Raw genomic sequence first — 24327 nt, forward strand, 5'->3', positions numbered from 1 at the left:
CCCAGGCGAAACACCCCCCCGTGTGCGGGCCATCGTCGGGGACCAGTCCCCGAACCCCTGCGCCTCAAACGCCGGCGAGGCTGGATTTTGCCGGGTAATCGTCGGCGAGGCTGGATTTGTGCGGCCTGTCCCGGGTGCGGGTGTGGTGCGGGTTGGCGGGGGCCTCCGGGCTCACCTCCTCGGGGTCGGCGGACCGAAGGCCTGCGGTCAGCGCGAGCGGGACTTACCGCCGATCCCCTGCGGGGGCGACCCTGCACCCCCCACCCACGCAGCCAGCCAAGGCGGCCGGTACCCCGAGCCGGGGGAAAAGAAGGGTGCGGGACCCCGTACCGACACGGGTGGGCCACCGGAACCCCGGGCGAGCGCACCGCACACGTACCGACGCTGGCGGACTGCGCAAGGCCGAACCCGTACCCGGCCCGGGTGGGGAGGGGTCAGCCCGCCTGGCCCACCAGTTCCGAGAGGACGTCCTCCATCGTCGCGAACCCGATCACGCCACTCTTCTCCCCGGTCACGGCCGCCAAATGCGTCCCATGCGCCCGCATCGCGGTCAGCGCGTCGTCGAGCGGCGTGTCGATGCGTACGGGCACCACCCGGTGCAGTGCCGAACGCGGGTAGGGGGTGTCCCGTTCCGCGATGCCGAGGGCGTCCTTGATGTGCAGGTAGCCGAGGACGGCGCCGCCGGAGCCGAGGACGGGCAGCCGGGAGTATCCGGCGGCGGTCGCGGTCCGCTCCAGCAGGGCGGGGGTGACGTCCTCACCGACGGTGACCATCCGGTCGAGCGGAACCAGGATCTCGCCGACCGGCCGCGTACCGAGTTCCAGGGCGTCCCGCAGCCGTTCCCCGTCGGCGGGGTCGAGCAGCCCGGCCTGGCTGGAGTCGGCGACGAGCCGGACCAGTTGGTCGTCGGTGAAGACGGACGCGACCTCGTTCTTGGGTTCGACGCGCAGCAGCCGCAGCAGCACGTTGGCGATGGCGTTGAGGCCGAAGACCACCGGCCGCATCGCGCGCGTGAGCGCGACCATGGGCGGGCCGAGCAGCAGCGCGGTCGGCACGGGCGCGGCGAGCGCGATGTTCTTGGGGATCATCTCGCCGAAGAGCATGTGGAGATAGGTGGCGAGGGTCAGGGCGATGACGAAGGCGATGGGGTGGATCAGCGCGCCGGGCACGCCGATGGCCTCGAAAGGGGGCTCCAGCAGATGCGCGATGGCCGGTTCGGCGACCGCGCCGAGCACCAGGGAGGAGACGGTGATGCCGAGCTGGGCGGTGGCCATCGTCGCCGACAGGTGCTCGATGCCCCACAGGGTGAGCCGGGCGCGCTTGTCGCCGCGCTGGGCGAGGGGTTCGACCTGGCTGCGGCGTACGGAGATGAGGGCGAACTCGCCGCCGACGAAGAACGCGTTGGTGAGCAGGGTGAGGGCACCGATGAGGAGTTGAACGGTGGTCATCGCGCGGTCTCCCGCTCGGCGGTGGCCACCGTGGTGGTGGCGGGCGCGGTCAGGTTGACGCGTTCGGCTCGGTGGTGGCCGACGTCGAGGACGGTGATGTCCCAGCCGTCGAGGTGCACGGTGTCTCCGGGTTCGGGGATGCGTTCGAGGCGGTTGGCGACGAGGCCGGCGAGGGTCTCGTAGGGGCCGTGGGGCGCGGGCAGGCCGATGACGGCGAGCTGGTCGAGCCGGATGCCGCCGTCGGCCTCCCAGCAGGCGCGGCCGTCGTCGGTGGCGGGGGCGGCGAGGAGGTCGGGGATGGCGTGCGGGTCGTGCTCGTCGCGGACCTCGCCGACGACTTCCTCCACGATGTCCTCGACGGTGGCGACGCCGGCGGTGCCGCCGTACTCGTCGATGACGACGGCCATGGTCCGCGCGGCGCGCAGCCGTGCGAGGAGGGTGTCGACGGGCAGGCTGTCGGGCACCAGCAGCGGCGCGGTGATCAGCTCGGTGACGGGGGTGCGGGGCCGGGCGTCCGCGTCGAGGGCGAGGACGTCACGGATGTGGACGGTGCCGATGACCGCGTCGAGGGAGTCGCGGTAGACGGGGAACCGGGAGAGCCCGGTGGCGTAGGTGAGGTTCGCCGCGTCGGCGGCGGTGGCGCGCGCCTCCAGGGCCCGGACGTCGACCCGGGGGGTCATGACGTTCTCGGCGGTCAGCTCGCCGAGGTGCAGGGTACGGACGAACAGCTCGGCGGAGTCCGCGTCGATCGCGCCCTCGGCGGCGGAGTGGCGGGCGAGGGCCACCAGCTCCTCGGGGGTGCGGGCGTGCGCCAGCTCCTCGGCGGGCTCCAGGCCGAAGCGGTGCACGAACCGGTTGGCGGTGGAGTTGAGGTGCCGGATGAAGGGGCCGAAGACGGCGGTGAAGCCGCGCTGCGGGCCGGCGACGACCTTGGCGACGGCCAGCGGGCGGGAGATCGCCCAGTTCTTGGGGACCAGCTCGCCGATGACCATGAGGACGACGGTGGAGAGGGCCACGCCGAGCACGGTGGCGATCGTGCCGGTCGCGCCGCCGAGGCCCGCGAGCTCCAGCGGTCCGCGCAGGAGCGAGGCGAGGGAGGGTTCGGCGAGCATGCCGATGACGAGCGAGGTCACGGTGATGCCGAGCTGGGCGCCGGAGAGCTGGAAGGTCAGCTTGCGGACGGCGGCCAGCGCGCTGTCGGCGCCGCGCTCGCCCGCTTCGGCGGCCCGCTCCAGCTCGCCGCGCTCGACGGTGGTCAGCGAGAACTCGGCGGCCACGAAGATCGCGCAGGCGAGGGTGAGGGCGAGGGCGAGGAGCAGAAGGAGAGTCTCGGTCACCGTGCCACCCCCGTCCCCGTGGTGATCGTCGGGCGGGTCATGGCACGGCTGGTACTGGGAGGTTCACCCATGGCGGGCCTGCTGCTCCTTGTCCGGTCGGGGGGCCGTGCGGGCCCCGGGGGGTGGGCGGGAAGACGATTGTCCCCGGACCCATCGTAAAGGGATCGTAAAGTCACCTCGATCGGGTGGTGTTGGTATGCCCGGTCGAGGTTGGTTTTCGGACTTTTGCCCCGGGTGTGCCGTCAAGCGACTCCGGTGCGTGGGCCCGCCCCTATGCTTCTACATGCGTGTAGAAAACGCGAGGGGCGTGCCGGATATTCCCGGTCGTCCCCGCGCACGGCCATGCCCGCGCCGGGGGGAGCGGGCGACGTGCGCGCCTCGCACTACGTGACTTCCGGGAGGACACACATGGCTTCGATCGACCTGGACAAGGTGCTGGACAAGGCATGGGCGGACAGGAGCGTGCCGGACATCCTGGCCGCGCCCGTCTCCGCGCTGAAGGGCGTCTCCGACCGCGACGGGGAGCTGCTGAAGGAGGCGTTCGGCGTCACCACCGTCCGTGAACTGGCCGGACTGAAGTACGTGCGGTGGGCCCAGGGCCTGGCCGCCCTGGACACCGCGAGGTAGCCGCACCCTCGTCATCCGCCCGGCCGGCCGCCGCGCCGGCCGGGCCCTTCGGATCTCCAGAATTCACAGCGACAAAGCGACAGCGACAAGGAGTGAACGTCCATGGTGTTCAAACGACTGCTCGGCTCGCTCGGTGTGGGCGGGCCCACGGTGGACACGGTCCTCGACCCCGGCCCCGTGCTGCCCGGCGGCACCCTGTCCGGACAGGTCCGGCTCCGGGGCGGCGGCACCGACGCCGACATCGAGAACATCACCCTCGAACTCGTCGCCCGGGTCGAGACCGAGTACGGCGACGGGGAGGGCGAGGGGACGGTGTCCTTCGCCCGCTTCACCGTCGGCGGCGGTTTCCGGCTCGCGGCCGGTGAACACCGCGATGTCCCGTTCGGCGTCACCCTGCCGTGGGAGACCCCGGTCACCGAGCTGCACGGGCAGCCGCTGGGCATCGGGCTCGGCGTCCGTACGGAACTGGCGGTGTCGGGTGCGAGGGACAAGGGCGACCTCGACCCCCTCGCCGTGGCGCCGCTGCCCGTACAGGAAGCGGTCCTGGAGGCCCTGGGGCGGCACGGCTTCGGCTTCCGCTCCGCCGACCTGGAACACGGCCGTATCCACGGCACCGGCCAGCGGCTGCCCTTCTACCAGGAGATCGAACTGACCGCCGGGCCCCGGTACGCGCACGTCCTGAACGAGCTGGAGGTGACGTTCCTCGCCCACCCGGACGAGACCGAGGTGATCCTGGAGGCGGACAAGCCCGCCGGGTTCTTCGCCGCCGGTCAGGACGTGGTCAATCGGCAGGTCGTCGGCCACGAGGGGGTGGCGCACCGCGACTGGACGGAGGTGGTGGGCGCCTGGCTGGACCAGGTCACCGCCGGACGCGGTCACGCCTCGGACGGCCACGCCTCGGACGGTCACGTTCCGCACGGGCATGCGTCCCACGGCCACGGCCACGGCCACGGCCACGGTTCCGGTCCCGGGATGGGGGCGGTCGTCGCGGCGGGAGCCGTAGGTGTCGCGGTGGGTGTGGCCGGGGGACTGGTGGCGGCGGAGGTCGTGGACGAGGTCGGCGACTTCTTCGAGGGGGAGGGCGAGGACGACGAGGGCTGACCCGGGGGCCGGGGGCTTCGGGCGTGGATCGCCGACGGCGGGGCAGCCGAGGGTCATGGAGATCTCGGGAATCATCAGCGCCCTCCTGATCGGCCTCGTCGTCGGGGCACTCGGCCGCCTCGCCCTGCCCGGCCGGCAGCGAGTCGGCCTGCTGTGGACGATCGCCGTGGGCATCGTGGCCGCCCTCGTCGGCAGCGTGATCGCCGCCGCACTCGGCGTCGCGGACACCGGCGGCGTCGACTGGATCCAGTGGCTCATCCAGATCGCCCTGGCGGCGGTGGGTGTCGCGGCGCTGGACCGCTCGCGGTCACGGACCCGCGCCTGAGCCCGACGTACCGGATGTACCGGTCATACGGGGGTGGCGGCCTTGAGGATGAGGAAGAGGGTGACCGCCGAGTTCGCGGAGGAGAGCGCGGAGGCGGTCGTACCGGCGGCCGCGCCCCACACCGCGAGCCCCACGGTGGTGAAGACCGGCGGCCAGGTCCCCCCGGCCGGGGCGGGCCGCAGCAGGGCGGCGACCCGGCGCGGCACGGGCCCGGCCGCCGCGAAACCCGCGAAGCCCGCGAGCGTGGCGACCGGGGCGCCCCGGGACACCAGGGCGGACCTGCCGATCGCGCGCGCGACCGTACGGCGGCTGCCGACCGCGCGGGCGGCCTCCTCGTCGGCCCACCGCTCCGCCGTGTAGGTGACGGCGGTCCGCAGCGGCCGCAGAAACGGATTGGCACGCGCGGCCACCTGCACGACCAGCAGAAACCGGTGGTGGCGGCCGGTGAGATGGGCCCGCTCGTGCGCGAAGACGGCCCGCCGCTCCGCCGGGCCCAGCGCCGCCAGCAGCCCGGTGGACACCACGACCCGGTCCCGCTCGCCCGGCAGCGCGTACGCGTACGGCAGCGGGTCGGGCAGGACCGCGACGGACGTGCCCCGCAGCCCCGACAGCGCGCGCTCCGCCCGCCGCCGTATCCGGTGGTGCCGCCACACCACCCGCGCCCCCGCGACCACCACGGCGACGAGCGCCGGAATGGCGGCCTTCCCCGCCACCTCGTCGTAGGGGACCGCCGCGCGCACCTCCTCGTCCGACCAGCCGTCGGGCAGCGGATTCCCGGGCAGCTGCGCGGTGCCGACGACCATCAGCAGCGCCAGACACAGGGTGCTGCACACGGCCAGCACCCCGGCGACGGCGGACAGCAGCCAGGTCGCGGCCCGGGGGTGGAGATGCTGCTCCGCCAGCCGGGCGATCGGCCACGCCGTCAGCGGCAGCACCAGCGGCAGGAAGACGAAGACCCCCATGAGCGGCGCTACTCCTCCGATTCCCCGGCGTGCTCCAGCAGCTCCCGCAACACCTGCTCGTCACGCGGCGGCAGCCCGGTCACGAACCGGGCGAGCACGGCCTCACGGTCGCTCTCGCCGTCCAGCACCTTGCGCATCCGCAGCGCGGCGAGCCCGGCCTCGTCGGCGACGGGCGTCCAGACGAAGGACCGGCCCGCTTTCTCCCGCGTCACGACGCCCTTGGCGAGCAGCCGCGTCAGGATGGTGATGACGGTCGTATACGCGAGGGACCCACCGAGCCGCTCCTGCACCCACGCCGTCCCGACCGGCTCCCCGGCCTCCCGCAGCGCGGCCACGACCTGCGCCTCCAACTCCCCCTGCGCCCGCCGCCGCCCGCCGTCCCGCTCCCTCACCCCGTCTCCTTCCACGCCGTCTGGCCCCGAGCCGGTCACGGGGACGATTCATCCTAGCCAGCGGGCTCGCGCAAGGGCGCGCGGTCGCCCGCCCGGCCGGGTGGCCGTACGACAGTCCCCTCTTCACCCGTTCGGGTGATCGCGCGGGAGGTGGGAACGCGGTGACCCACGCGGACCGCGCCGATCGCCCGGACCGTCCCTCCGATCCGGGCGAAAGCGCCGCCAACTCGCGCGCGGGAGAGCTATGTTGCTGGCAGTCGCGGCACGTGGCCTCGTCGTCCAGCGCCGCACTCCCGCCCGCGTCGCACCGGGTGGAGGCCTGCCCTCCGCCCGGCCGGCGCGACACCCTCAGGAGCACAGCATGGTGAACGGTCGTACCCAGGACGCTCGACGGGACCACGTCGGTCCCGCGACGCGGCCCTGGGTCCCGTACCGCCCACAGCCGGCCTGACGCGCCGACGACATCGTCCGGAACGCGTACGGTCCGTCCCCGGCCCGTACGGCACATCGCAGCCTGGTGGGGGCCCAGCACAGTCATGCCGCACGCACCGAACAGCCGAGACCGTCTTCCTGCCCTTCCCGGGACTTCGTCCGGGGCGCCCTTCCCGTCGCTGTCCACCGCCGCCCGGCGGGCCTGGGGCAAGCACGACCGCCCCACCGAGCAGTGGCTGCCGCTCTGGCGGCACATGGCCGACAGCGCCGCCACCGCCGGAAAGCTGTGGGACGTGTGGCTGCCCGCCCACGTCAAGGACCTCGTCGCGGAGGCCCTCCCCGGCGGTGCGGCGGACGCGCGGCTCCTGACCGTCTTCCTCGCCGCCTCCCACGACACCGGGAAGGCCACCCCCGCGTTCGCCTGCCAGGTCGACGGCCTCGCGGACCGGATGCGCGCCGCCGGGCTCGACATGCCGTACCAGAAGCAGTTCGGCACGGATCGCCGGATGGCGCCCCACGGCCTGGCCGGACACCTCCTGATCCAGGAGTGGCTGTCCCAGCGGTTCGGCTGGAGTGCGCGCGCCTGCGGACAGTTCGCGGTCGTGGCCGGCGGCCACCACGGCACGCCCCCGGACCACCAGCAGATCAACGACCTCCGGTTGCATCCCCGGCTGCTCCGCACCCCCGGCCCCGCCGAGGAGGTCTGGCGTTCCGTCCAGTACGAGCTGCTGGACTTCTGCGCCCGGACGGCCGGCGTGGAGGAGCGGCTGCCGCACTGGGAAGGAGTCCGGCTGCCGCAGACGGCGCAGGTCGTCCTCACCGCCGTGGTGATCGTCTCCGACTGGATCGCGAGCTCGTCCGAGCTGTTCCCGTACGACCCGTCCTCCTGGTCGCCCCCCGGCCCGGCGGGCGAGGCGCGGCGGCTCGCGGCCGCCTGGGCCGGTCTCGACCTGCCCGGGCCGTGGACACCGGAGGAACCCGCCGGTTCGGCGGCCGAGTTGTTCGCGGCGCGCTTCGACCTGCCGGCCGGTGCCCGGATCCGGCCGGTGCAGGAGGAAGCCGTACGGACGGCCCGGCGGATGCCCGCCGCCGGGCTGCTGATCATCGAGGCGCCGATGGGCGAGGGCAAGACGGAAGCGGCCTTCGCGGCGGCGGAGATCCTGGCCGCCCGGACCGGCGCCGGCGGCGTTCTGCTGGCGCTGCCGACCCGGGCCACGGCGGACGCCATGTTCCCCCGCCTGACCGGCTGGCTCGACCGCATGCCGGCGGACGGCCCCCGGTCGATCGTCCTGGCCCATGCGAAGGCGGCGCTCAACCAGGTCTGGGCGGGGCTGCTGCGCATCGGCCACCGCACGATCGCGGCCGTCGAACCGGACAGTCCCGACTCGATGGCGGACACGGGCGCGGCAGCGACCCGGCGGGCAGCCCCCTCGGGACTCCACGCCCACCAGTGGCTGCGCGGCCGGAAGAAGGCCCTGCTGGCGTCGTTCGCGGTGGGAACCGTCGACCAGGTGCTCTTCGCCGGGCTCAAGAGCCGCCATCTGGCCCTGCGGCATCTGGCGGTCGCGGGCAAGGTCGTCATCATCGACGAGGTCCACGCCTACGACGCCTATATGAACGCCTACCTCGACCGCGTCCTGGAATGGCTGTCGGCGTACCGGGTCCCCGTGGTGCTGCTCTCCGCGACCCTGCCCGCCGCCCGCAGACGCGAGCTGGCCGCCGCGTACGCGGGCGCGGACGCCGGGGAGGTCGGCGACGCCCTGGACCTGCCCGACGACGCGTATCCGCTGATCACCGCCGCCGCCCCCGGCCCGGAGATCTCGACGGCGCGCCCGGCACCCGCCTCCGGCCGCCGCACCGAAGTGGCCCTGGAACGCGTGGACGACGATCCCGCTGTCCTCGCCGACCGTTTGGAGCGGGAGCTGCGCCACGGCGGCTGCGCGCTGGTCGTCCGCAACACCGTCGACCGGGTCCTCGCGACGGCGGCGGCACTGCGGGAGCGCTTCGGCGCGGACGCGGTGACCGTGGCGCACTCCCGGTTCCTGGCGGCCGACCGGGCCGCCAACGACGTCCGGCTGCGGGAGCGCTTCGGGCCCGGCGGGGACCGCCCCACCGGACCGCACGTCGTCGTGGCCAGCCAGGTGGTCGAACAGTCCCTGGACATCGACTTCGATCTCCTGGTGACGGACCTCGCCCCCGTGGACCTGATGCTCCAGCGCATCGGCAGGCTGCACCGCCATCCGCGCAAGCGCCCACGCGGGCTGGCGCGGGCCCGCTGCCTGGTCACCGGTACCGACTGGCGGGCCGACCCGCCCGAGCCGGTACGCGGGTCGGTCGGCGTCTACCAGGGGCCGCACACCCTGCTGAGGGCGCTCGCCGTCCTCGGCCCGCATCTCGACGGCGTACCGCTCGTCCTGCCGGACCACATCAGTCCGCTGGTCCAGGCCGCGTACGGGGACGCTCCGGTCGGCCCGGAGCACTGGGCGGCCGCGCTGGACGACGCCCGCCGCCACTACCTCACCGGACTCGCGGAGAAACGGGAACGGGCGGACACCTTCCGGCTGGGACCGGTCCGCAGGGCGGGACGTGCGGTGATCGGCTGGCTGGACGCGCAGGTGGGCGACGCCGACGACACCCCCGCCGGCCGGGCCCAGGTGCGGGACAGCGACGAGAGCCTGGAGGTACTGGTCGTCCAGCGGCAGCGGGACGGCCGGCTGACCACCGTCGAATGGCTTGACGGCGGCAGGGGCGGGCTGGAACTGCCGGAGCACACGCCTCCGGCACGGTGGGCCGCCGAGGCCGTCGCCGCGAGCGCGCTGACCCTGCCCTGGCAGTTCTGTAAACCCTGGGTGATCGAACGGACCATCGCCGAGCTGGAGCGATTCGTCGTCCCGGCCTGGCAGGTCAAGGAATGCCCTTGGCTGGCGGGCGAGTTGCTGCTCGTGCTCGACACGGATTGTCAGACCCGTCTGTCAGGCTTTGAACTCCACTACAGCCGTGCCGACGGACTGCGGGTGATGTCCGAAGGCGCACCGGAAGCGAAGGTGGCCGATCCCGTGCCGCACTCTTTCGACCTGATCTCCCGGCCGTGGCTGCCGGTACAGCTCCTCGACGGCACCACCGAGGAGTTGTCGATCCTGGACGTCTTCGCGCGGGCACGGGAGTCGAGACGCCTGGTGGGGGATCTCCCCACACAGGAGTTCGCGCTGATCAGGCTGCTCCTGGCGATTCTCCACGACGCCCTGGACGGCCCGGGCGAGCTGGAGGACTGGGAGGAGCTGTGGCAGGCGGAGGACCCCTTCGCGGCCGTACCGGAATATCTCGCCCGGCACCGCGACCGCTTCGACCTGCTGCACGCGAAGCACCCCTTCTTCCAAGTGGCCGGACTGCACACGGAGAAGAACGAGGTGGCCTCCCTGAACCGGATCGTCGCCGACGTACCCAACGGGGAACCGTTCTTCGCGATGCGCCGGCCCGGAGTGGACCGGCTGAGCCTCGCCGAAGCGGCCCGGTGGCTGGTGCACACCCACGCCTTCGACCCGTCGGGGATCAAATCGGGGATGGCCGGGGACGAGCGGGCCAGAGGCGGCAAGGTCTATCCGCAGGGCGTCGGCTGGGCGGGCAATCTCGGGGGCGTCCTCGCGGAGGGACAGACCCTGCGCGAGACGCTGCTGCTGAACCTGATCCCCACCGACGAGGACATCCTGACCGTCGACCGCCGCAAGGACCTGCCGGTCTGGCGCCGTGAGGAGCCGCCGGGCCCCGGCCCGGTGCCGGCGGACCCGGAGGCCGTCCGGCCGTCCGGCCCGCGCGACCTCTACACCTGGCAGTCCCGCCGGATGCTGCTGCACACCGAGGACGGCGAGGTCACGGGTGTCGTCCTCGGCTACGGCGACGCGCTCGCCGCGCACGACCGGTGGCGGAAGGAGCCCATGTCGGGCTGGCGGCGCAGCCCCGCGCAGGAGAAGAAGCAGGGCCGTCCGCTGGTCTACATGCCGCGCCAGCACGACCCCACGCGTGCCGCCTGGCGGGGGCTCGCCTCCCTGCTGTTCGCCCAGCACTCCGCGTCGGACGGCACCGGCCGGGGCACCCCGACGACCCTCCCGGCAGGCGTGGTGAAGTGGCTCGCCCTCCTGACCAGCGAGGGGGTTCTGCCCGAGCGCTCCCTCATCCGTACCCGCCTGGTCGGGGCCGTGTACGGCACCCAGCAGTCCGTGGTGGACGAGGTGATCGACGACGGGATCACGCTGCCGGTCGTCCTGCTGCACGAGGGCCGGGCCCTGCACGGGGGCGCCGCCGTCGCCGCCGTCGCCGACGCCGAGCAGGCGGTCGGAGCGCTGGGGCAGCTCGCGGGCCATCTGGCGCTGGCGGCCGGTTCGGATCCGGCACCGGCGACGGAATCCGCCCGGGACCTGGGATTCGGCGCCCTGGACGGCCCCTACCGGCAGTGGCTGAGGACCCTCGGGGAGACCGACGACCCCGTGGCCGCCCGCACCGCGTGGCAGTCGACGGTGGTACGGCCGGCCGTCCACCGGCTCGCCCGCAGACTGCTCGACTCGGCGGGCCCGGCCGCGTCGGAAGGCCGGCTCGTGGACCTCCCTCGCGTCGGCAGGCGCTGGGTGGACGACGCACGGGCGGACCTGTGGTTCAGAACCCGGATCAACAAGATCCTGCCGACGGCCGATCCGACGGCCGATCCGGCGCCCCCGGCGCCGCGCTGACGTGCCGTACCCCTCGGCGATCCCGACTCTGCGATCCCGCGACCCGCGCCCCGCGACCCGCGACTCGCGACCATCACGTGACGGAGCACACGGTATGACCACCACTGACCAGCCGCCCGAGCCGACCGGACCCGCTGCCGCGCCCCCCACCGCCTACCGGCGCCCTCTGGAGCAGCCCGGACGGGCCGCCGACCGCTGCGTCTCACGGCTCCAACTCGGCTACCGCCAGGACAATCCGGCCGCCGTCGCCGAGCTGGCCCGGCTGCGGCGCGGAGCCGGCCGTACCGCGCACACGCTCCAGGACCACTGGGGCATGGGCGGCCTGGACGAACTGGCCGACATCCTGGGCGACGACACGACGGGCGTACGCCGCGAACACGCCGAGGAGGCCGTCTACCTCGCCGTCACCCTCTGGTCCCTGCACCAGCGCTCCCTGCGCGACAGCGGCATGCACCAGCGCGGAGCGACCCTGGGCGGCGCGGTCCGCACCCTCATGCAGAAGAAGGGGAGCCCCGGGGGCGGGAGCGAGGAACGGCCGGACGACCCCCTCCGCAAGCGGCTCGTCCGCGTGGGCACGGCCGACACCATCGCCTCGGTGGCGGTCCGGCTCCGGGAGATCGTGCTGCTGCTCCGCGACGGGCAGGTCCCCCTCGACTACGGGCGGCTCGCGGATCAGCTCTACCGCTGGCAGGTGCCGTCGGGGCGCGCCGTGGTGCGCCGGGAATGGGGACGGGAGTTCCACCTCGCCGCTCCCCGGCGCGGGAGCGCGTCCCGCGCCGGAGACGCCGGTGGAGCGGACGCCTTCGACAGGGATATCGGCCCCGACGACCCGGACGACGACAGGTCCGGCGAGTAGCCACGTCCCGCCTGCCCGCGTCACCGGCCGCCCTGCGACTTCACCCCGTACCGCCTGTACCGCCCATGCAGCCCATGCAGCCCATGAAAAGGAACTGAGCGTTCATGACCCGGACCATCCTCGACATCCACATCCTCCAGACCGTCCCGCCGAGCAATCTCAACCGGGACGACACGGGGACGCCCAAGACGGCCGTCTACGGGGGGAAGACGCGGGCGCGCGTCTCCAGCCAGGCGTGGAAGCGCGCCACGCGCCAGGCGTTCTCCGAACTGCTCGACCCCTCCGAGCTGGGCGTCCGGACGAAGAGGGTGGCGGAGGTGGTGGCGGAGCGCATGGCCGCCCTCGATCCGTCGGTGTCGCCGGAGGACGCGCTGAAGCTGGCGGCGGACACCGTCGAGACGGCGACGGGGTCCAAGATGACGGTGCCCAAGCGCAACGCGAAGGACGCCGACGCCGCTCCGGAGTCGTCCTATCTGATGTTCCTGAGCAGGCGTCAGCTCGACGCGCTCGCGGCTCTCGCCATCGAAGGCGGGGCGGAGGGCGGCCCGGCCGCGCTCAAGACGTTCTTCCAGAACAAGGAGAACAAGGCCCGCGCCCGCCAGGCCGTCGACACCCGGCACTCCGTCGACATCGCCCTCTTCGGCCGGATGGTCGCGAACTCGACCGATCTCAACGTGGACGCGGCCGTGCAGGTGGCGCACGCGCTGAGCGTGCACGCGGTCGAGATCGAGTCGGACTACTACACCGCCGTCGACGACCGGAACGCGGACGACGAGATGGGCGCCGGGATGATCGGCTCCGTCGACTTCAACTCGGCGACCCTCTACCGCTACGCGGCGGTCGACGTGGACCGGCTCCGGGAGAACCTGGGCAGTGTGGACGAGGCCGGGTCCGCCGAGCCCATCCGGCGGGCGGTGACGGCCTTCCTCGAAGGGTTCGTCTCCTCGCTGCCCACCGGAAAGATCAACACCTTCGGCAACCACACGCTGCCGGCGGCGGTCGTGGTCAAGCTCCGCACCCGGCGGCCGATCAGCTTCGTCGCGGCCTTCGAGCGGCCCGTGGGTGTCGGCGAGGAGGGCGGCTTTGTGCGGAAGAGCTGCGACCGGCTCGCCGCCTACGTCCCCGGACTGGAGCGGGCGTACGGGCTCACCGACACCGGGCAGAGCTGGGTGCTCCGGTTCGGCGAGGAGACCGAGGCACTTGCCGCGCTCGGGACCGAAGTGGCGCTTCCGGAACTCCTGGACGCGGTGGGGAGCGCGGTGGCCGCCAGGCTGGAGGTCAAGGAAGTGGAAGAGGCCGGGGAGTCCGCGCAGCCGGTGGCCACGGCATGAGCGTGCTGCTGCTGCGGCTCGCGGGTCCCCTTCAGGCCTGGGGCTCGACCTCCCGTTTCACCCGCCGCACCACGGAGAACGCGCCCACCAAGAGCGGCGTTCTGGGACTGCTCGCCGCAGCCCAGGGCCGTTCCCGGGACGCCGACCTCGCCGACCTCGCCGCGCTGGAGTTCGGCGTACGGATCGACCAGCCCGGGACCCGCCTGCGGGACTTCCAGACCGCCCACCACGGCGACACGGACAAGGCGATGCCGCTCTCCGAACGCTTCTACCTCGCCGACGCGGTGTTCGTGGCGGGTGTGGCGGGCACGCCCGGACTGATCGACGCCCTGTACGAAGCGCTGCTGGACCCGGTCTTCCTGCCCTACCTCGGCCGCCGCTCCTGTCCGCCGTCCCGGCCGATCCCGCTGGGGCCGCCGCAGGCGGACATCCGGCTCGAAGACGCCCTGCGCGAGGCCGCGTGGGAGGCGTCCGACTGGTACCGCGCGGAGGGTTCCCAGTCGGCTCCCGGCCGGCTGGAAGTGCTGCTCGACTGCCCGGCGGGCCAAGCCCCGGACATCGCGCTGCGGGACCTGCCGTTGAGCTTCGACCCCCGCCATCGGCGCTACGGCCTGCGGGGGCTGCGGGGCTCTCACGTACCCCTGCCCGGGACCAGGGCCGCCGCCCCGCCCCATGACCCGACCGATGGGCTCTTCCCCGCCGCACCGAGGACCGACTGATGTACCTGACCCGCTTCCGCGTCAACACCGCGCGCTCCGAGGCCCGTCGGCTCCTCGGCTCACCGCACCGCATGCACGGCGCGGTGAACATGTCCTTCCCCGTGCCTCCCACCCGGGACGGCACGGGCCCCCGTGTCCTGTGGCGCGTCGACCGCGACACCCCCGCCCAAACGCTCCTGTTCATCGTCAGCCCCACCCGCCCCGATCTGACCGGTCTGGTCGACCAGGCCGGATGGCCGGCGGCCGACGAGCCCGGCTGGACGACGTACGGGTACGAGAAGTTCCTCGCCGGGCTCGCGCAGGGGGACACCTGGGGTTTCCGGCTCACTGCGAACCCCGTGCACAACATCCACCACCAGTACAGCAAGCCGGGCGACCCGACCAAGCGCGCAGCGCACCGCACTCCGCGCCATCAGATCGGCTGGCTGCTGGAACGGCAGGAACGGGCGGGCTTCGCCATCGTCGAAAAGCCGCTGGACCGACGGCTCCTGCCGGAGGGCGACGAGCACGAGCTGATCGTCCGCGATCAGCAACCGCTCCAGTTCCGCCGGCCCCCGGCGAAATCCGGCCGTGACGACGTCCGCATCACCAGGGTGACCTTCGACGGACGCCTCCGGGTCACGGACCCGGACCTCCTGCGCCGCACCCTGACGCAGGGCCTCGGCAAGGCCAAGGCGTACGGCTGCGGTCTCCTGACACTCGCCCCGGTGCGGTGAGGCGATGACGACCGTCAGCCGCAGGGGCGCGTCCTCGCCCCGTGAACTCACCCGGGTGGGCGACCGCACCTCCTTCGTCTACCTGGAGCGGTGCACCGTCCACCGGGAATCCAACGCCATCACGGCGGAGGACGCGGACGGAGTGACCCACATTCCGTCCGCCACCATCGGCACCCTTCTCCTGGGCCCGGGGACGCGCGTCACCCACCAGGCCATGACCGTCCTCGGCGAGTCCGGCGCGGGCGTCGCCTGGGTCGGCGAGCACGGAGTGCGCTACTACGCGGGCGGCCGAGCCCTCACCCGCTCCTCCGCCCTCATCGAGGCCCAGGCCACCGCCTGGGCCAACCGTCGAACCCGCCTGGACGTGGCCCGCGCCATGTACCGCCTGCGCTTCCCCGACGAGGACCCCGCCGACCGCACCCGCAGGGAACTCCTCAGCATGGAGGGGCACCGCCTGAAGGTCTTCTACCGCAAGGAGTCGGCCCGAACCGGCGTCCCCTGGCACCGACGCGAGTACCACCGCGACGACTTCTCCGCCGGCGACGCCCCCAACCAGGCCATCACCGCTGCGGCGCAGTGCCTGTACGGCATCGCCCACGCCGTCGTCGTCGCCCTGGGCTGCTCACCGGGCCTCGGCTTCGTCCACTCCGGCCACGAACGCTCGTTCGTCCTGGACGTGGCCGACCTCTACAAGACCGACATCGGCATCCCGATCGCCTTCGACGCGGCAACGGAGGGCGAGGAGGACATCGCCGCCCGGACCCGCCGCCTGCTGCGCGACCGCATCCACGAAACCGGCCTGCTGGACCGCTGTGTGCGGGACATCAAGGACCTCCTGGGCTACGACGGCACCCGGGACACGGGCGAATCCGACGCGGACCGTGTCACCCTCCAGTCCGACGGAGACGTGTACGTCGAGGGCGGCCGCAACTACGGCGACGAGGTCATCTGGTGACCGTCATCGTCCTGACCAACTGCCCGGTGGGCCTGAGGGGCTTCCTCACCCGCTGGCTCCTGGAGATTTCCCCGGGCGTCTTCCTCGGCAACCCGTCCACCCGCGTACGCGAGGCCCTCTGGGCGGAGGTCCGCCAGTACGCGGGCCAGGGCCGGGCCCTGCTCGCCTACCAGACGAACAACGAGCAGGGCTACACGTTCGAGACCCACGACCATGGCTGGCACCCGTCCGACCACGAGGGCCTGACGCTGATCCGCCGCCCGAACCCGAAGGCTCAGCAGAAGGGGGAGCGGGAGCAGCGAGTGCCGCAGGTGGCCCGTCAGGGCTGGAGCAAGGCGTCGAAGCGGAGGAGGTTCGGCGGTGGGTAGAAATACACCAACAGGCCAAAGGTCTGCGATGTCCGAATTTTGGGAAGTGGGTAAAAACAGGGAGTCCGCCGGCTAAAGGGCCAGGTCAGCTCCTCTGGTCCCCGCGCACGCGGGGATGGACCCTACTGGGCGACGCGCAGGGTCTGGGCGGCCAGCTGGTCCCCGCGCACGCGGGGATGGACCCCCGCGCTTCGATGCCTCGCTGCCCGGCTCCTGCTGGTCCCCGCGCACGCGGGGATGGACCCTCCTCGGCACCGATCTGGTCGCCGCAGCGGGCCTGGTCCCCGCGCACGCGGGGATGGACCCGGGATGAGCGCTTTGGGGTCTCTGCCGCCTTTCTGGTCCCCGCGCACGCGGGGATGGACCCTCGGCCCCGGCCGGGGTCGGGCTCACCCTGGCCTGGTCCCCGCGCACGCGGGGATGGACCCGCTGGCCTCCATCAGAAAGGCCTCACCGCCCCGCTGGTCCCCGCGCACGCGGGGCCGGAGTAGGCTCCGGTCCGTCCATGACTGCGGCGTGGACGGACCGGAGCTGGTCAGTGGGGTGCTTCAGGGCTGTTGCCGGTGGTGATGGTCTGGGCGGCTTGGTGGACGTGGTCTCCGAGGATGAGGGTGGGGTCGGCGGGTCCGATGAGTGTCAGGGCGGTGAGGGCGAGGGCCGTGCCGTCGCGCTGGCGCGGTTGGGGTTCCGGGTTGCTGTTGGTGGTGGTCATTACGCGACCGGGTTGCCGTGGACGAGGAGGGGTTGTGCTTCGCTGCGGTGGTGGGCGAGGAGGGCGGCGCGGATGCGGCGCTCTTGATACGGCCGGGTGTGCTCGCCGAGCTGGCCGAGGGGTACCCAGCGGAGTTCGGTGAGTTCGTGGCGTGCGGTGTCGGGGATGGTGGCGGTGTCGGCGTCGGGGCCGGTGAGGGTGCCGCCGTCGCAGATGAAGTTGAAGCCTTCGGCTGCGCCGGTGTCGGGGTTGGCGGGGACGTGGTCGACGGCGAGGAAGTGGCTGATCCGCAGATGCAGTCCGGTTTCCTCGGCGAGTTCCCGGGCGGCGGCGTCGGCGATGTGCTCGCCTTCGTGGGCGCCGCCGCCAGGGAGTTGCCAGGCGCCGTCCTTGTAGCGGGGCTGTACGAGGAGGATGCGGCCGGTGGTGTCCTGGATGAGGACGACGGCGCCGATGCGGCGGCGGGGCGGGCAGGTGGGGTCGATGTCGGCGTGAGCCACGGTCTTCTCCTCGGTTGGTGGTGGGTGGGGGTCGCGGCCGGCACCTGTACGAGCGGCGGCGACCCGCTTGCCGTCCCGGGAGCGGCTCGGGTGGGGGCCGTTGTGTGCCCGGGTCGGCGGTGTGGGGTTGCCCGCCCCCGGCCGGGCCGGGGGAAGATCCGGCGCGGGGGCGGGCTCTTCCCGCCCGTGCGGTCGGCGGGGGAAAGGGTGCGGTCGGCGGGGCAGCCGGCCGCACCCCGGCCTCGGCCCGGAGGCGTGGTCGGGCCGAGGAGCCGCCCACCCGGCGTACTCGTTCACCGGGCGGACGGGGCTTGTTCAGTCAGGCGGTCCGGGTATCGGCACGGCTCGGAGGGCTGCCGCGATCAGCTCCGCCACCTCGGCGGGCAGACAGCCCACCTCCACCTGCGCGGTACCGAACCGGGACACCTTCGGGCCGACGCCCCGCCACACGTCCTGGCCGATTCCGGCTGCGGCCAGGGCCTCGCGGAGCGCGGTGGCGGCGGTCGTGGCGCGGTCCTGGCAGGTACGCCAGGTCTCCATCTCCATCAGGACATCGCCGAAGCGGCGGCGAGGGATGCGGTCGACGGTTCTGCGTCGGCCTGCCGGAAGTCCCGGTGGCCGGTGGCCACGGCGTGGTGGAGAGCCCAGCGGGCGAAGGCGTCGAGCGGCGGAGCGAGGGGCGATCGCGCGTCGCACCGAGTGCACTGGATCATCCGGGCGATCGGTGCCTCGGCCGCCACCGAGAGGGCCGGGCCGCCGCTGCACGCGCCCGGTTCGGATGAGGTGACCTGGCTGTTCGTGGTGGTCATCAGGGCCCTTCGGAATCTGCGCGAGGCGGGACAGGCACAGGCGTCACTCGCCGTGCACAGTCAGACTCACACAGTCCCTGAGGGGCAGTGTTCCCGGAAAAGGAACAATCCCCGACCCCCTGCGTCACATGCCGACCCACGCGGCGAGGGCAGCCAGACCGTCCGGCGCGCGTCGGCGGCGGCGCACCAGGACAGCGATGGTCTCGCGCACCAACGGGTGGTATCGAGCCTGTTGGGGAGCGACCCGGCGGGCTTGGTGCAGGGCGTCCTCCGCAGCCTCGGCCTTACCCATTTGGGCATACGCCTGCGCCATCTCGATGTGGTAGCGGCCGATCCGCATCCGAGGGTGATCGGCGGGGAAGCGCAGCGTCCGGGCCGTCTTCATCGCCTGCCCGAGGTGCCCCAGTTGCACAGACGAAGCCACCTCGAAGTGCCGCACGTTGGTGTCACCGAAAGATGCCCAGTACACCGTGGGTACATCCCGACCGATCTGCTTCGCGGTCTGCCGGGCAAGGCTCAGGTACCCCTCAACGGCATCGCCGTCAGCAGCCTGCGCGGCGGCGATGGCGCCGGCCAGGTGCAGTGTCCCGGTCACAGCAAGCGCGTCGACGGAACGTGGGGCACTGTGCTGGCCCACCAGGTGGTGCGCGCGGTCCAGCACTCGCAGTGCCAGTTCGCTCTTGCCACGACGCAGGAGCATGGCGCTGCGGTGCCGGTACCGGAGCGCCAGCAGCAGTGGATCCTGGGCTTGCTCGGCCATCCAGCCCATCCGCTCCAGGGCGATGGTGGCGAGGTCGTGGTAGCCAAGGCGGTACGCGAACTCGTAGGCGGTCCAGTACGCCCAGCCGAGGGTGGCCGCCGTCCGGTGGCGGTGGGAGTTGGGCAAGACGCAGAAAGCCGTGGTGAGTTCCCCGAGCAGTCCAGGGAGGCGGGCGCCGATGTCCCGATACTCCGTGGCGCACGCATGCGCGCACAGCCGGTCGACATCGTCGGCGATCTGCTGTATCGGCCGGGGAATGATCTCCGGGTCTGGGCCGAGGTCGTAGAGGTCGAGCGCGTCGGACAGCGGAGCGATCAGTCGGTCCAGGTGGTCCGCCTGGAGTTCGCTGACGTACGGCTGCCCGTTGAGGATGGCTACGTCCACTTCGAGGACGCGCGCGACGGCAGCGACTATGGGTGGCGTGGCGGGGGACAAGCCTGCCTCGATCTTCGCGACCGTCCCGCGAGAGATACTGGCTCGTTGTGCGAGTCCCGCCTGCGTCAGGTGCCGTAGTTTCCTGTAGTCGGCGATACGGGCACCGATGTGGTCGTCCTGGGGATGGGGCATGCTGAGGCTCCGTTCTGACCCTCGACAGAGCAAAACGTACCCCTGCTCAGGGAGCGGATACGCCCCCAGCTGATGGAGGCGTTCTCGTTCACAGCGAGCCGCCGCTGTTCCTTGATGTGTTCACCGGTGTGGTCGTCATCAGGGAAGGCCCTATCGATGTCTCCGTTCCTGACCCGTTGTCCGGAACGGTACTCACGCCAGAGGCCGTTGGCCCCGGGCTTCACTCTTGACCCGTCAGGGCCGAGGGCGAAGGCATGTGGTCAGATGGGACATGGCGACGCTGTACCTGTTCGCAAGTGCCGCACCACCTGTACTCCATGTGGGTGACGTGATCCGCGAGGCCCAGCAGCTGGGCTGGGACGTTTGCCTTGGGCTGACACCGACGGCGGCGGACCGGCTGGACGGTGATCTGGCCGGGCTGGAAGAGCTGACCGCACACGCGGTGCGGTCACGGTACAAGCGGCCGGGTGAGCCGGACGTGTGGCCCCAGGCGGATGTGATCCTCTTCGCCCCGGTGACGGCGAACAGTCTGAATTCGTGGGCGCTCTGCTCACGGTGGACTTCGTCGTCGGGGTGGTTGCCGAGGGGATGGGGAAGGGCATCCGGACAGTGGCGATGCCGTGCGTCAACGGCGCCTATGCGGCTCACCCACAGGTGAGCCGGTCCATCCGGATCCTCCGTGACACTGGGGCAACCGTGCTCTACGGACCCGGCGGGTTCACCCCCAACCCTCCTGGCGAGAAGCAGCCGTATCCCTGGCGGCTGGCTCTCGCCGGGCTACCGACACCGGCCTGATCGGGAGCCATCTCCTCTACGGGTGGTGCTGGTGTCGAGCAGGGATGGACCTGAGCCCGACGCCGCAGACTTCTACTACGGCGACTGCTCCCCGCGCACGCGGGGTTGTACGAGGAGGATGCGGCCGGTGGTGTCCTGGACGAGGACGACGGCGCCGATGCGGCGGCGGGACGGGGGCGTCGTTCCGGGGCCGGCTCCGGTGGGGGTCGTCGTGTGCCCGGGTCGGCGGTGTGGGGTTGCCCGCCCCCGGCCGGGCCGGGGGAAGATCCGGCGCGGGGGCGGGCTCTCCCCGCGCCCGTGCGGTGGGCGGGGATGGAGGTACGGCCGACGGGGCAGTGCGGCCGCACCCCGGCCTCGGCCCGGAGGCGTGGTCGGGCCGAGGAGCCGTCCGGCCGCGCGCTCGTTCGCCGGAGGACGGGGGCCTGTTCAGTCAGGCGGGCCAGGTATCGGCACGGCTCGGAGGGCTGCCGCGATCAGCTCCGCCACCTCAGCGGGCAGACAACCCACCTCCACCTGCGCGGTACCGAACCGGGACACCTTCGGGCCGACGCCCCGCCAGACGTCCGCGCCGACCCCAGCGGCGGCCAGGGCCTCGCGGAGCGCGGTGGCTGCGGCCGTGGCGTGGTCCTGGCACTGGCGGTAGATGGTCATGTCCACCACGTCCCCGCCGGATCCGTGTCAACGGTGAACACCTGCCGGAAGTCCCGGTGCCCGGTGTCGAGCGCATGGTCGAGAGCCCAGCGGGCGAAGGCCTCAAGCGGCGCAAGCGACGACTGTGCATCGCACCGGGTGCACTGAATCACCCGAAGCGTCCGCGCCTCACCCACTTGGGTCATCGTGTGCACAGCAGCCCACAGACGCTTCGAGGTCCCATGAGTTCCGGTTGCACCAGGTGACTCTGTCATTGCCCCAGAGTCCACGACACTGCGTGGCTGCTCGATACCCGAAAGGCAATCTCACGGTGAGAACCCGAGAGCGGGAGATAAAGCATGAGTGCATTCGCGTCACTGGAGCTACCCGACTGGGCATGGGATCGGACTGAAGTTCGATATGCCCTTCGAGACCGGGACGTGGGCGAGGTGTTCCGGCGGGTTCAGCAGTACAGCGGGGCGAGTCAAGCTCAGATCGCAGCTGCGGTCGGCATGACTGCGGCCCGCGTCAGTGAGATTGTCAACGGCCGTCGAGAAGTCTCCCGGTTGGACGTCTACGAGCGGATTGCGGACGGGCTGTCCATGCCTGATCGAGCCCGCCACCTCGTAGGGCTGGCTTTGAGACGGGAACCGCGTGATGCTCCGTTCGATTTGGCGGCATTCCCTGAGATCGTTCGGGTGTACGAGGCTCAGCATGCCGCAGCATCGGAGATACAGCAGCAGGCCCGAGACGCGGAAGAACTGGACGTACTCGCGGTACGAGGCCTTGGGCTCCTGGGCCTGAACGACAGCCTGCTCCGCTCCTGTCTCCACGAGGGCGCGCATCCCCAGGTGCGTGTCCTCCTGCTCGATCCGGACAGCGACGCCTTGGCCCTACGGGCGACCGAGATCGGGGAATCCGCCGAATCCCTGGCATCCGGAGTACGCCTGACCGAGGGCCGCTTGAGAGAGCTGCCGGAGTCCTGCAACGTCAAAGTGTGGCGCTATGGAATCCTGCCAACCTGGCGGATTATTCGGACAGACTCCACCATGTTCATCGGCACCTTCGACCCTGGGTGGGAGGGCCACGAATCGGCGACGTACAAGGTGATGAAGTCTCCGCATGGGCCGCTCTTTCGTGGCTTTCAGCGCGCGTTCGAAGCGATGCTCGACGATGCCAGGAGAACTGTGTGAGCGTGAGGAGTTGTGATGATCGAGGCAGAGCTGAAAGCAAGGGTCCACGCGCCGACAGAGGTGGTGCGGATGCTGGATGATCGTGCAGTCGGCATGGCCGAGATCTATGAGGACACCTATTACGACCTGCCCGGCGGGGTACTCGACCGCAAGGACGCCGAACTGCGCGTCCGGACGGTGTATGGGCCAACGGGAACCCGCACGGTCCTGACGTACAAGGGTGCCCAAGTGGACGAAGCGTCCGGCTCGAAGCCTGAGCAGGAGACGGTAGTCGGCGACGCCGAGGCCACGCATGCCATTCTGCGGGGCCTCGGGTACGAGCCCGTCATCGCCTTCCGGAAGAAGTGCCGGAACTACGCTTTCACTGAGCGAGGGCGAGACCTGCTCGCGACGCTCGTACGGGTACCGGAGGTCGACGGCACCTTCCTGGAAGTAGAGACTCTGGTGGACGCCGATCAGGTGACTCCCGCCCTGGACGACATCCGTGCGGTCCTGGCCGCCCTGGGCATTGGCGAGGCCGATCTCACGCGAGAGCTGTACACCGACGCGGTCCGCGCGCGACGGTCCACGTTGCTGTGACACCGGGCGGGGTTGCTCGCACGGCGGAAGGAGGTTGCCGCGGCCGCGCTGCTGTCAGCGGACTCGATCGCGCCGGACGAGGTCCAGAGCCGTCCAGCATCGTTGCGGCTGGTGGAGGATGTCGTCCGGGCCCATGCCCAGCCAGGCGGGGACTTGTGTGCGCTGGCCGATCGCTGTGGACTGCGCGCATGACGAAGCGAGTGCTCTATCTGATCGCCTGCGCCGCCGGGCCCACCGAGTACGTCGACACGGGGGTCCGAGAGGCCCAAGCCGCAGGGTGGGACGTGTGCCTGATCCTCACCCCGTCCGCAGCCCGCTGGTGGGACGGTCGGCGCGGGGAGTTGGAGGAGCTGACCGGACATCTGGTGCGATCGCAATACAAGTTGCCCAGCCAGGGGGACGCGCTGCCGAAGGCGGACGCGATGCTCGTGGCACCGCTGTCGTGCACGTCGTTGAACAAGTGGGGTGCCGGCATCGCGGACACGTTGGCGATCGGGCTCGTCTCGGAAGGGGCGAACATGGGTGTGCCGGTGCTGGCGATGCCGTACTTCAACCGAGCCCAAGGCGCCCAGCCTGCCGTGAAGCGGAGCATCGCGGATCTGCGCGCCCAAGGGGTGGTGTACCTGGACGGGCCGGCCGGGTACGAGCCGCATCCGCCGAAGCAGGGGCAGGCCCAGGCGTTTCCGTGGGGGCGGGCGCTTGCGGCGGCTGCGGCGGTGGTGCCCCGGGCGGCGACTGCGCCGGGCACTCCCGGGGTGGCTCTGGGGGGCGGCAGGTCCGGCACGTCAGACTTGCGCAGTCCCTGAGGGGTAGTGATCCCGGACGGTCCCCGGGCCCTTGCGTTGCATGCTGACCTACGCTGCGAGGGCGGCCAGTCCGTCCGCTCCAGGGCGATGGTGGCGAGGTCGTGGCAGCCAAGGCGGTACGCGAATCGGAAGTGGTTGGGGGAGTGTGGGGTGTGGGAGTCGGTGGCTTGTACGAGAGGACGGTGAGCGCGCCTGTGGGTCAAAAGTGCGTGATGTCTGAATCTTGGGAAGTGGGTAAAAACAGGGAGTCCGCCGAGTAAAGGGCCAGGTCAGCTCCTCTGCTCCCCGCGCACGCGGGGATGGACCCCGCCGGGCGCCGACGGGGTTGTGGAACTGCTCCTGCTCCCCGCGCACGCGGGGATGGACCCCGCTTGAAAATCGGTCGACACCATCACGTGACCTGCTCCCCGCGCACGCGGGGATGGACCCGTCTGGAGGGTTGTGTCCCACCAGAGCTGGCCGCTGCTCCCCGCGCACGCGGGGATGGACCCCTGTTGGGAGCCCTCATGGAATCTGGACAGATCTGCTCCCCGCGCACGCGGGGATGGACCCGGCGCCGTGCCGACCGCGCCGCCGCCCGGGCACTGCTCCCCGCGCACGCGGGGATGGACCCTGGCGACGATCGCAACGGCCCCGGCCGCGATCCTGCTCCCCGCGCACGCGGGGATGGACCCCTGGCCGGGTGG

Annotated in this window: 24 protein-coding genes, 1 pseudogene and 2 CRISPR repeat arrays (1 of these 27 only partly in view); of the genes and pseudogenes, 14 read left to right on the top strand and 11 right to left on the bottom strand. The window is 71.9% G+C overall.

Translation table 11 applies throughout. The annotated features are described in order from the left end of the window. Positions 1-434 precede the first annotated feature (434 nt). Positions 435-1448, bottom strand: coding sequence for a hemolysin family protein (locus SYYSPA8_RS30905; protein WP_323450710.1), 1014 nt, complete (start codon positions 1446-1448; stop codon positions 435-437). Next, the gene (locus SYYSPA8_RS30910; protein ID WP_323450711.1) at positions 1445-2785 is read right to left on the bottom strand and encodes a hemolysin family protein; all 1341 of its coding nucleotides are present in this window, start codon (positions 2783-2785) and stop codon (positions 1445-1447) included. The genes SYYSPA8_RS30905 and SYYSPA8_RS30910 overlap by 4 nt, the downstream gene beginning before the upstream one ends. Before the next feature lie 408 nt (positions 2786-3193). Between SYYSPA8_RS30910 and SYYSPA8_RS30915 the strand changes: the two genes are divergently transcribed. From SYYSPA8_RS30915 to SYYSPA8_RS30925, 3 genes are all read left to right on the top strand, one after another. Continuing rightward, on the top strand, positions 3194-3412 hold the full coding sequence (locus tag SYYSPA8_RS30915) for a hypothetical protein (RefSeq protein WP_323450712.1): 219 nt from the start codon (positions 3194-3196) through the stop codon (positions 3410-3412). A 102-nt stretch (positions 3413-3514) separates the two neighbouring features. Beyond that, the gene (locus SYYSPA8_RS30920; protein ID WP_323450713.1) at positions 3515-4513 is read left to right on the top strand and encodes a sporulation protein; all 999 of its coding nucleotides are present in this window, start codon (positions 3515-3517) and stop codon (positions 4511-4513) included. 55 nt (positions 4514-4568) lie between these two features. After that, the gene (locus SYYSPA8_RS30925; RefSeq protein WP_323450714.1) at positions 4569-4838 is read left to right on the top strand and encodes a GlsB/YeaQ/YmgE family stress response membrane protein; all 270 of its coding nucleotides are present in this window, start codon (positions 4569-4571) and stop codon (positions 4836-4838) included. A 23-nt stretch (positions 4839-4861) separates the two neighbouring features. On the opposite strand, the gene SYYSPA8_RS30930 is transcribed toward SYYSPA8_RS30925, so the two are convergent. Then, a complete protein-coding gene (locus SYYSPA8_RS30930) occupies positions 4862-5800 on the bottom strand; it encodes a M56 family metallopeptidase (protein ID WP_323450715.1) in 939 nt (312 codons plus the stop codon). A gap of 8 nt (positions 5801-5808) precedes the next feature. Then, complete coding sequence (locus tag SYYSPA8_RS30935) at positions 5809-6192, bottom strand: BlaI/MecI/CopY family transcriptional regulator (RefSeq protein ID WP_323450716.1); 384 nt, start codon at positions 6190-6192, stop codon at positions 5809-5811. Positions 6193-6728: 536 nt separating this feature from the next. Between SYYSPA8_RS30935 and casA the strand changes: the two genes are divergently transcribed. The 7 genes from casA to cas2e all read left to right on the top strand — a co-directional run bounded on the left by casA (position 6729) and on the right by cas2e (position 16290). Continuing rightward, positions 6729-11345, top strand: coding sequence for a type I-E CRISPR-associated protein Cse1/CasA (gene casA / locus SYYSPA8_RS30940; protein ID WP_323450717.1), 4617 nt, complete (start codon positions 6729-6731; stop codon positions 11343-11345). 94 nt (positions 11346-11439) lie between these two features. Then, entirely contained in the window at positions 11440-12201 is a 762-nt protein-coding gene (gene casB / locus SYYSPA8_RS30945) for a type I-E CRISPR-associated protein Cse2/CasB (RefSeq protein ID WP_323450718.1), read from the top strand. Positions 12202-12305: 104 nt separating this feature from the next. Then, positions 12306-13532 carry a type I-E CRISPR-associated protein Cas7/Cse4/CasC gene (gene cas7e, locus SYYSPA8_RS30950; RefSeq protein WP_323450719.1) on the top strand — a complete coding sequence of 409 codons (1227 nt, stop codon included), beginning with the start codon at positions 12306-12308 and terminating at the stop codon, positions 13530-13532. Continuing rightward, positions 13529-14251 carry a type I-E CRISPR-associated protein Cas5/CasD gene (gene cas5e / locus SYYSPA8_RS30955; protein ID WP_323450720.1) on the top strand — a complete coding sequence of 241 codons (723 nt, stop codon included), beginning with the start codon at positions 13529-13531 and terminating at the stop codon, positions 14249-14251. The genes cas7e and cas5e overlap by 4 nt, the downstream gene beginning before the upstream one ends. Beyond that, positions 14251-14967 (top strand): type I-E CRISPR-associated protein Cas6/Cse3/CasE, encoded by a 717-nt coding sequence (gene cas6e, locus SYYSPA8_RS30960; RefSeq protein WP_323450721.1) that lies wholly within the window; start codon positions 14251-14253, stop codon positions 14965-14967. Before cas5e ends, cas6e begins: the two co-directional genes overlap by 1 nt. 4 nt (positions 14968-14971) lie before the next feature. After that, complete coding sequence (gene cas1e / locus SYYSPA8_RS30965; RefSeq protein ID WP_323450722.1) at positions 14972-15922, top strand: type I-E CRISPR-associated endonuclease Cas1e; 951 nt, start codon at positions 14972-14974, stop codon at positions 15920-15922. After that, positions 15919-16290, top strand: a complete 372-nt coding sequence (cas2e, locus tag SYYSPA8_RS30970) for a type I-E CRISPR-associated endoribonuclease Cas2e (RefSeq protein WP_323450723.1) — start codon at positions 15919-15921, stop codon at positions 16288-16290. The genes cas1e and cas2e overlap by 4 nt, the downstream gene beginning before the upstream one ends. Before the next feature lie 94 nt (positions 16291-16384). Beyond that, a CRISPR array of direct repeats spans positions 16385-16780; the repeat unit is 29 nt; unit sequence CTGGTCCCCGCGCACGCGGGGATGGACCC. 45 nt (positions 16781-16825) lie between these two features. Here cas2e and SYYSPA8_RS30975 read toward each other — a convergent pair. The 5 genes from SYYSPA8_RS30975 to SYYSPA8_RS30995 form a co-directional block, all read right to left on the bottom strand. Beyond that, entirely contained in the window at positions 16826-17002 is a 177-nt protein-coding gene (locus SYYSPA8_RS30975) for a hypothetical protein (protein WP_323450724.1), read from the bottom strand. Next, positions 17002-17502 carry an NUDIX hydrolase gene (locus SYYSPA8_RS30980; protein ID WP_323450725.1) on the bottom strand — a complete coding sequence of 167 codons (501 nt, stop codon included), beginning with the start codon at positions 17500-17502 and terminating at the stop codon, positions 17002-17004. Before SYYSPA8_RS30980 ends, SYYSPA8_RS30975 begins: the two co-directional genes overlap by 1 nt. A gap of 315 nt (positions 17503-17817) precedes the next feature. After that, positions 17818-18042, bottom strand: coding sequence for a hypothetical protein (locus tag SYYSPA8_RS30985; protein ID WP_323450726.1), 225 nt, complete (start codon positions 18040-18042; stop codon positions 17818-17820). A gap of 5 nt (positions 18043-18047) precedes the next feature. Then, on the bottom strand, positions 18048-18311 hold the full coding sequence (locus SYYSPA8_RS30990) for a DUF7848 domain-containing protein (protein WP_323450727.1): 264 nt from the start codon (positions 18309-18311) through the stop codon (positions 18048-18050). A gap of 124 nt (positions 18312-18435) precedes the next feature. After that, positions 18436-19638 (bottom strand): helix-turn-helix domain-containing protein, encoded by a 1203-nt coding sequence (locus SYYSPA8_RS30995; protein ID WP_323450728.1) that lies wholly within the window; start codon positions 19636-19638, stop codon positions 18436-18438. A 271-nt stretch (positions 19639-19909) separates the two neighbouring features. On the opposite strand from SYYSPA8_RS30995, the pseudogene SYYSPA8_RS31000 reads away from it, so the two are divergent. Continuing rightward, positions 19910-20433: pseudogene (locus SYYSPA8_RS31000) on the top strand (flavoprotein). A gap of 426 nt (positions 20434-20859) precedes the next feature. Here SYYSPA8_RS31000 and SYYSPA8_RS31005 read toward each other — a convergent pair. Both SYYSPA8_RS31005 and SYYSPA8_RS38510 read right to left on the bottom strand, forming a co-directional pair. Then, entirely contained in the window at positions 20860-21084 is a 225-nt protein-coding gene (locus SYYSPA8_RS31005; RefSeq protein WP_323450729.1) for a hypothetical protein, read from the bottom strand. Further along, positions 21081-21338 carry a DUF7848 domain-containing protein gene (locus SYYSPA8_RS38510; protein ID WP_456115173.1) on the bottom strand — a complete coding sequence of 86 codons (258 nt, stop codon included), beginning with the start codon at positions 21336-21338 and terminating at the stop codon, positions 21081-21083. The genes SYYSPA8_RS31005 and SYYSPA8_RS38510 overlap by 4 nt, the downstream gene beginning before the upstream one ends. A gap of 84 nt (positions 21339-21422) precedes the next feature. Between SYYSPA8_RS38510 and SYYSPA8_RS31010 the strand changes: the two genes are divergently transcribed. The 3 genes from SYYSPA8_RS31010 (at position 21423) to SYYSPA8_RS31020 (ending at position 23641) form a co-directional block, all read left to right on the top strand. Next, on the top strand, positions 21423-22256 hold the full coding sequence (locus tag SYYSPA8_RS31010) for a helix-turn-helix domain-containing protein (RefSeq protein ID WP_323450730.1): 834 nt from the start codon (positions 21423-21425) through the stop codon (positions 22254-22256). 15 nt (positions 22257-22271) lie between these two features. Further along, entirely contained in the window at positions 22272-22835 is a 564-nt protein-coding gene (gene cyaB / locus SYYSPA8_RS31015; protein ID WP_323450731.1) for a class IV adenylate cyclase, read from the top strand. Between the two features lie 188 nt (positions 22836-23023). Next, complete coding sequence (locus SYYSPA8_RS31020; protein WP_323450732.1) at positions 23024-23641, top strand: flavoprotein; 618 nt, start codon at positions 23024-23026, stop codon at positions 23639-23641. Positions 23642-23919: 278 nt separating this feature from the next. Continuing rightward, a CRISPR array of direct repeats spans positions 23920-24327; the repeat unit is 29 nt; unit sequence CTGCTCCCCGCGCACGCGGGGATGGACCC (it continues 416 nt past the right edge of the window).

Source organism: Streptomyces yaizuensis (assembly GCF_034961445.1).
Classification (GTDB): Bacteria; Actinomycetota; Actinomycetes; order Streptomycetales; family Streptomycetaceae; genus Streptomyces; species Streptomyces yaizuensis.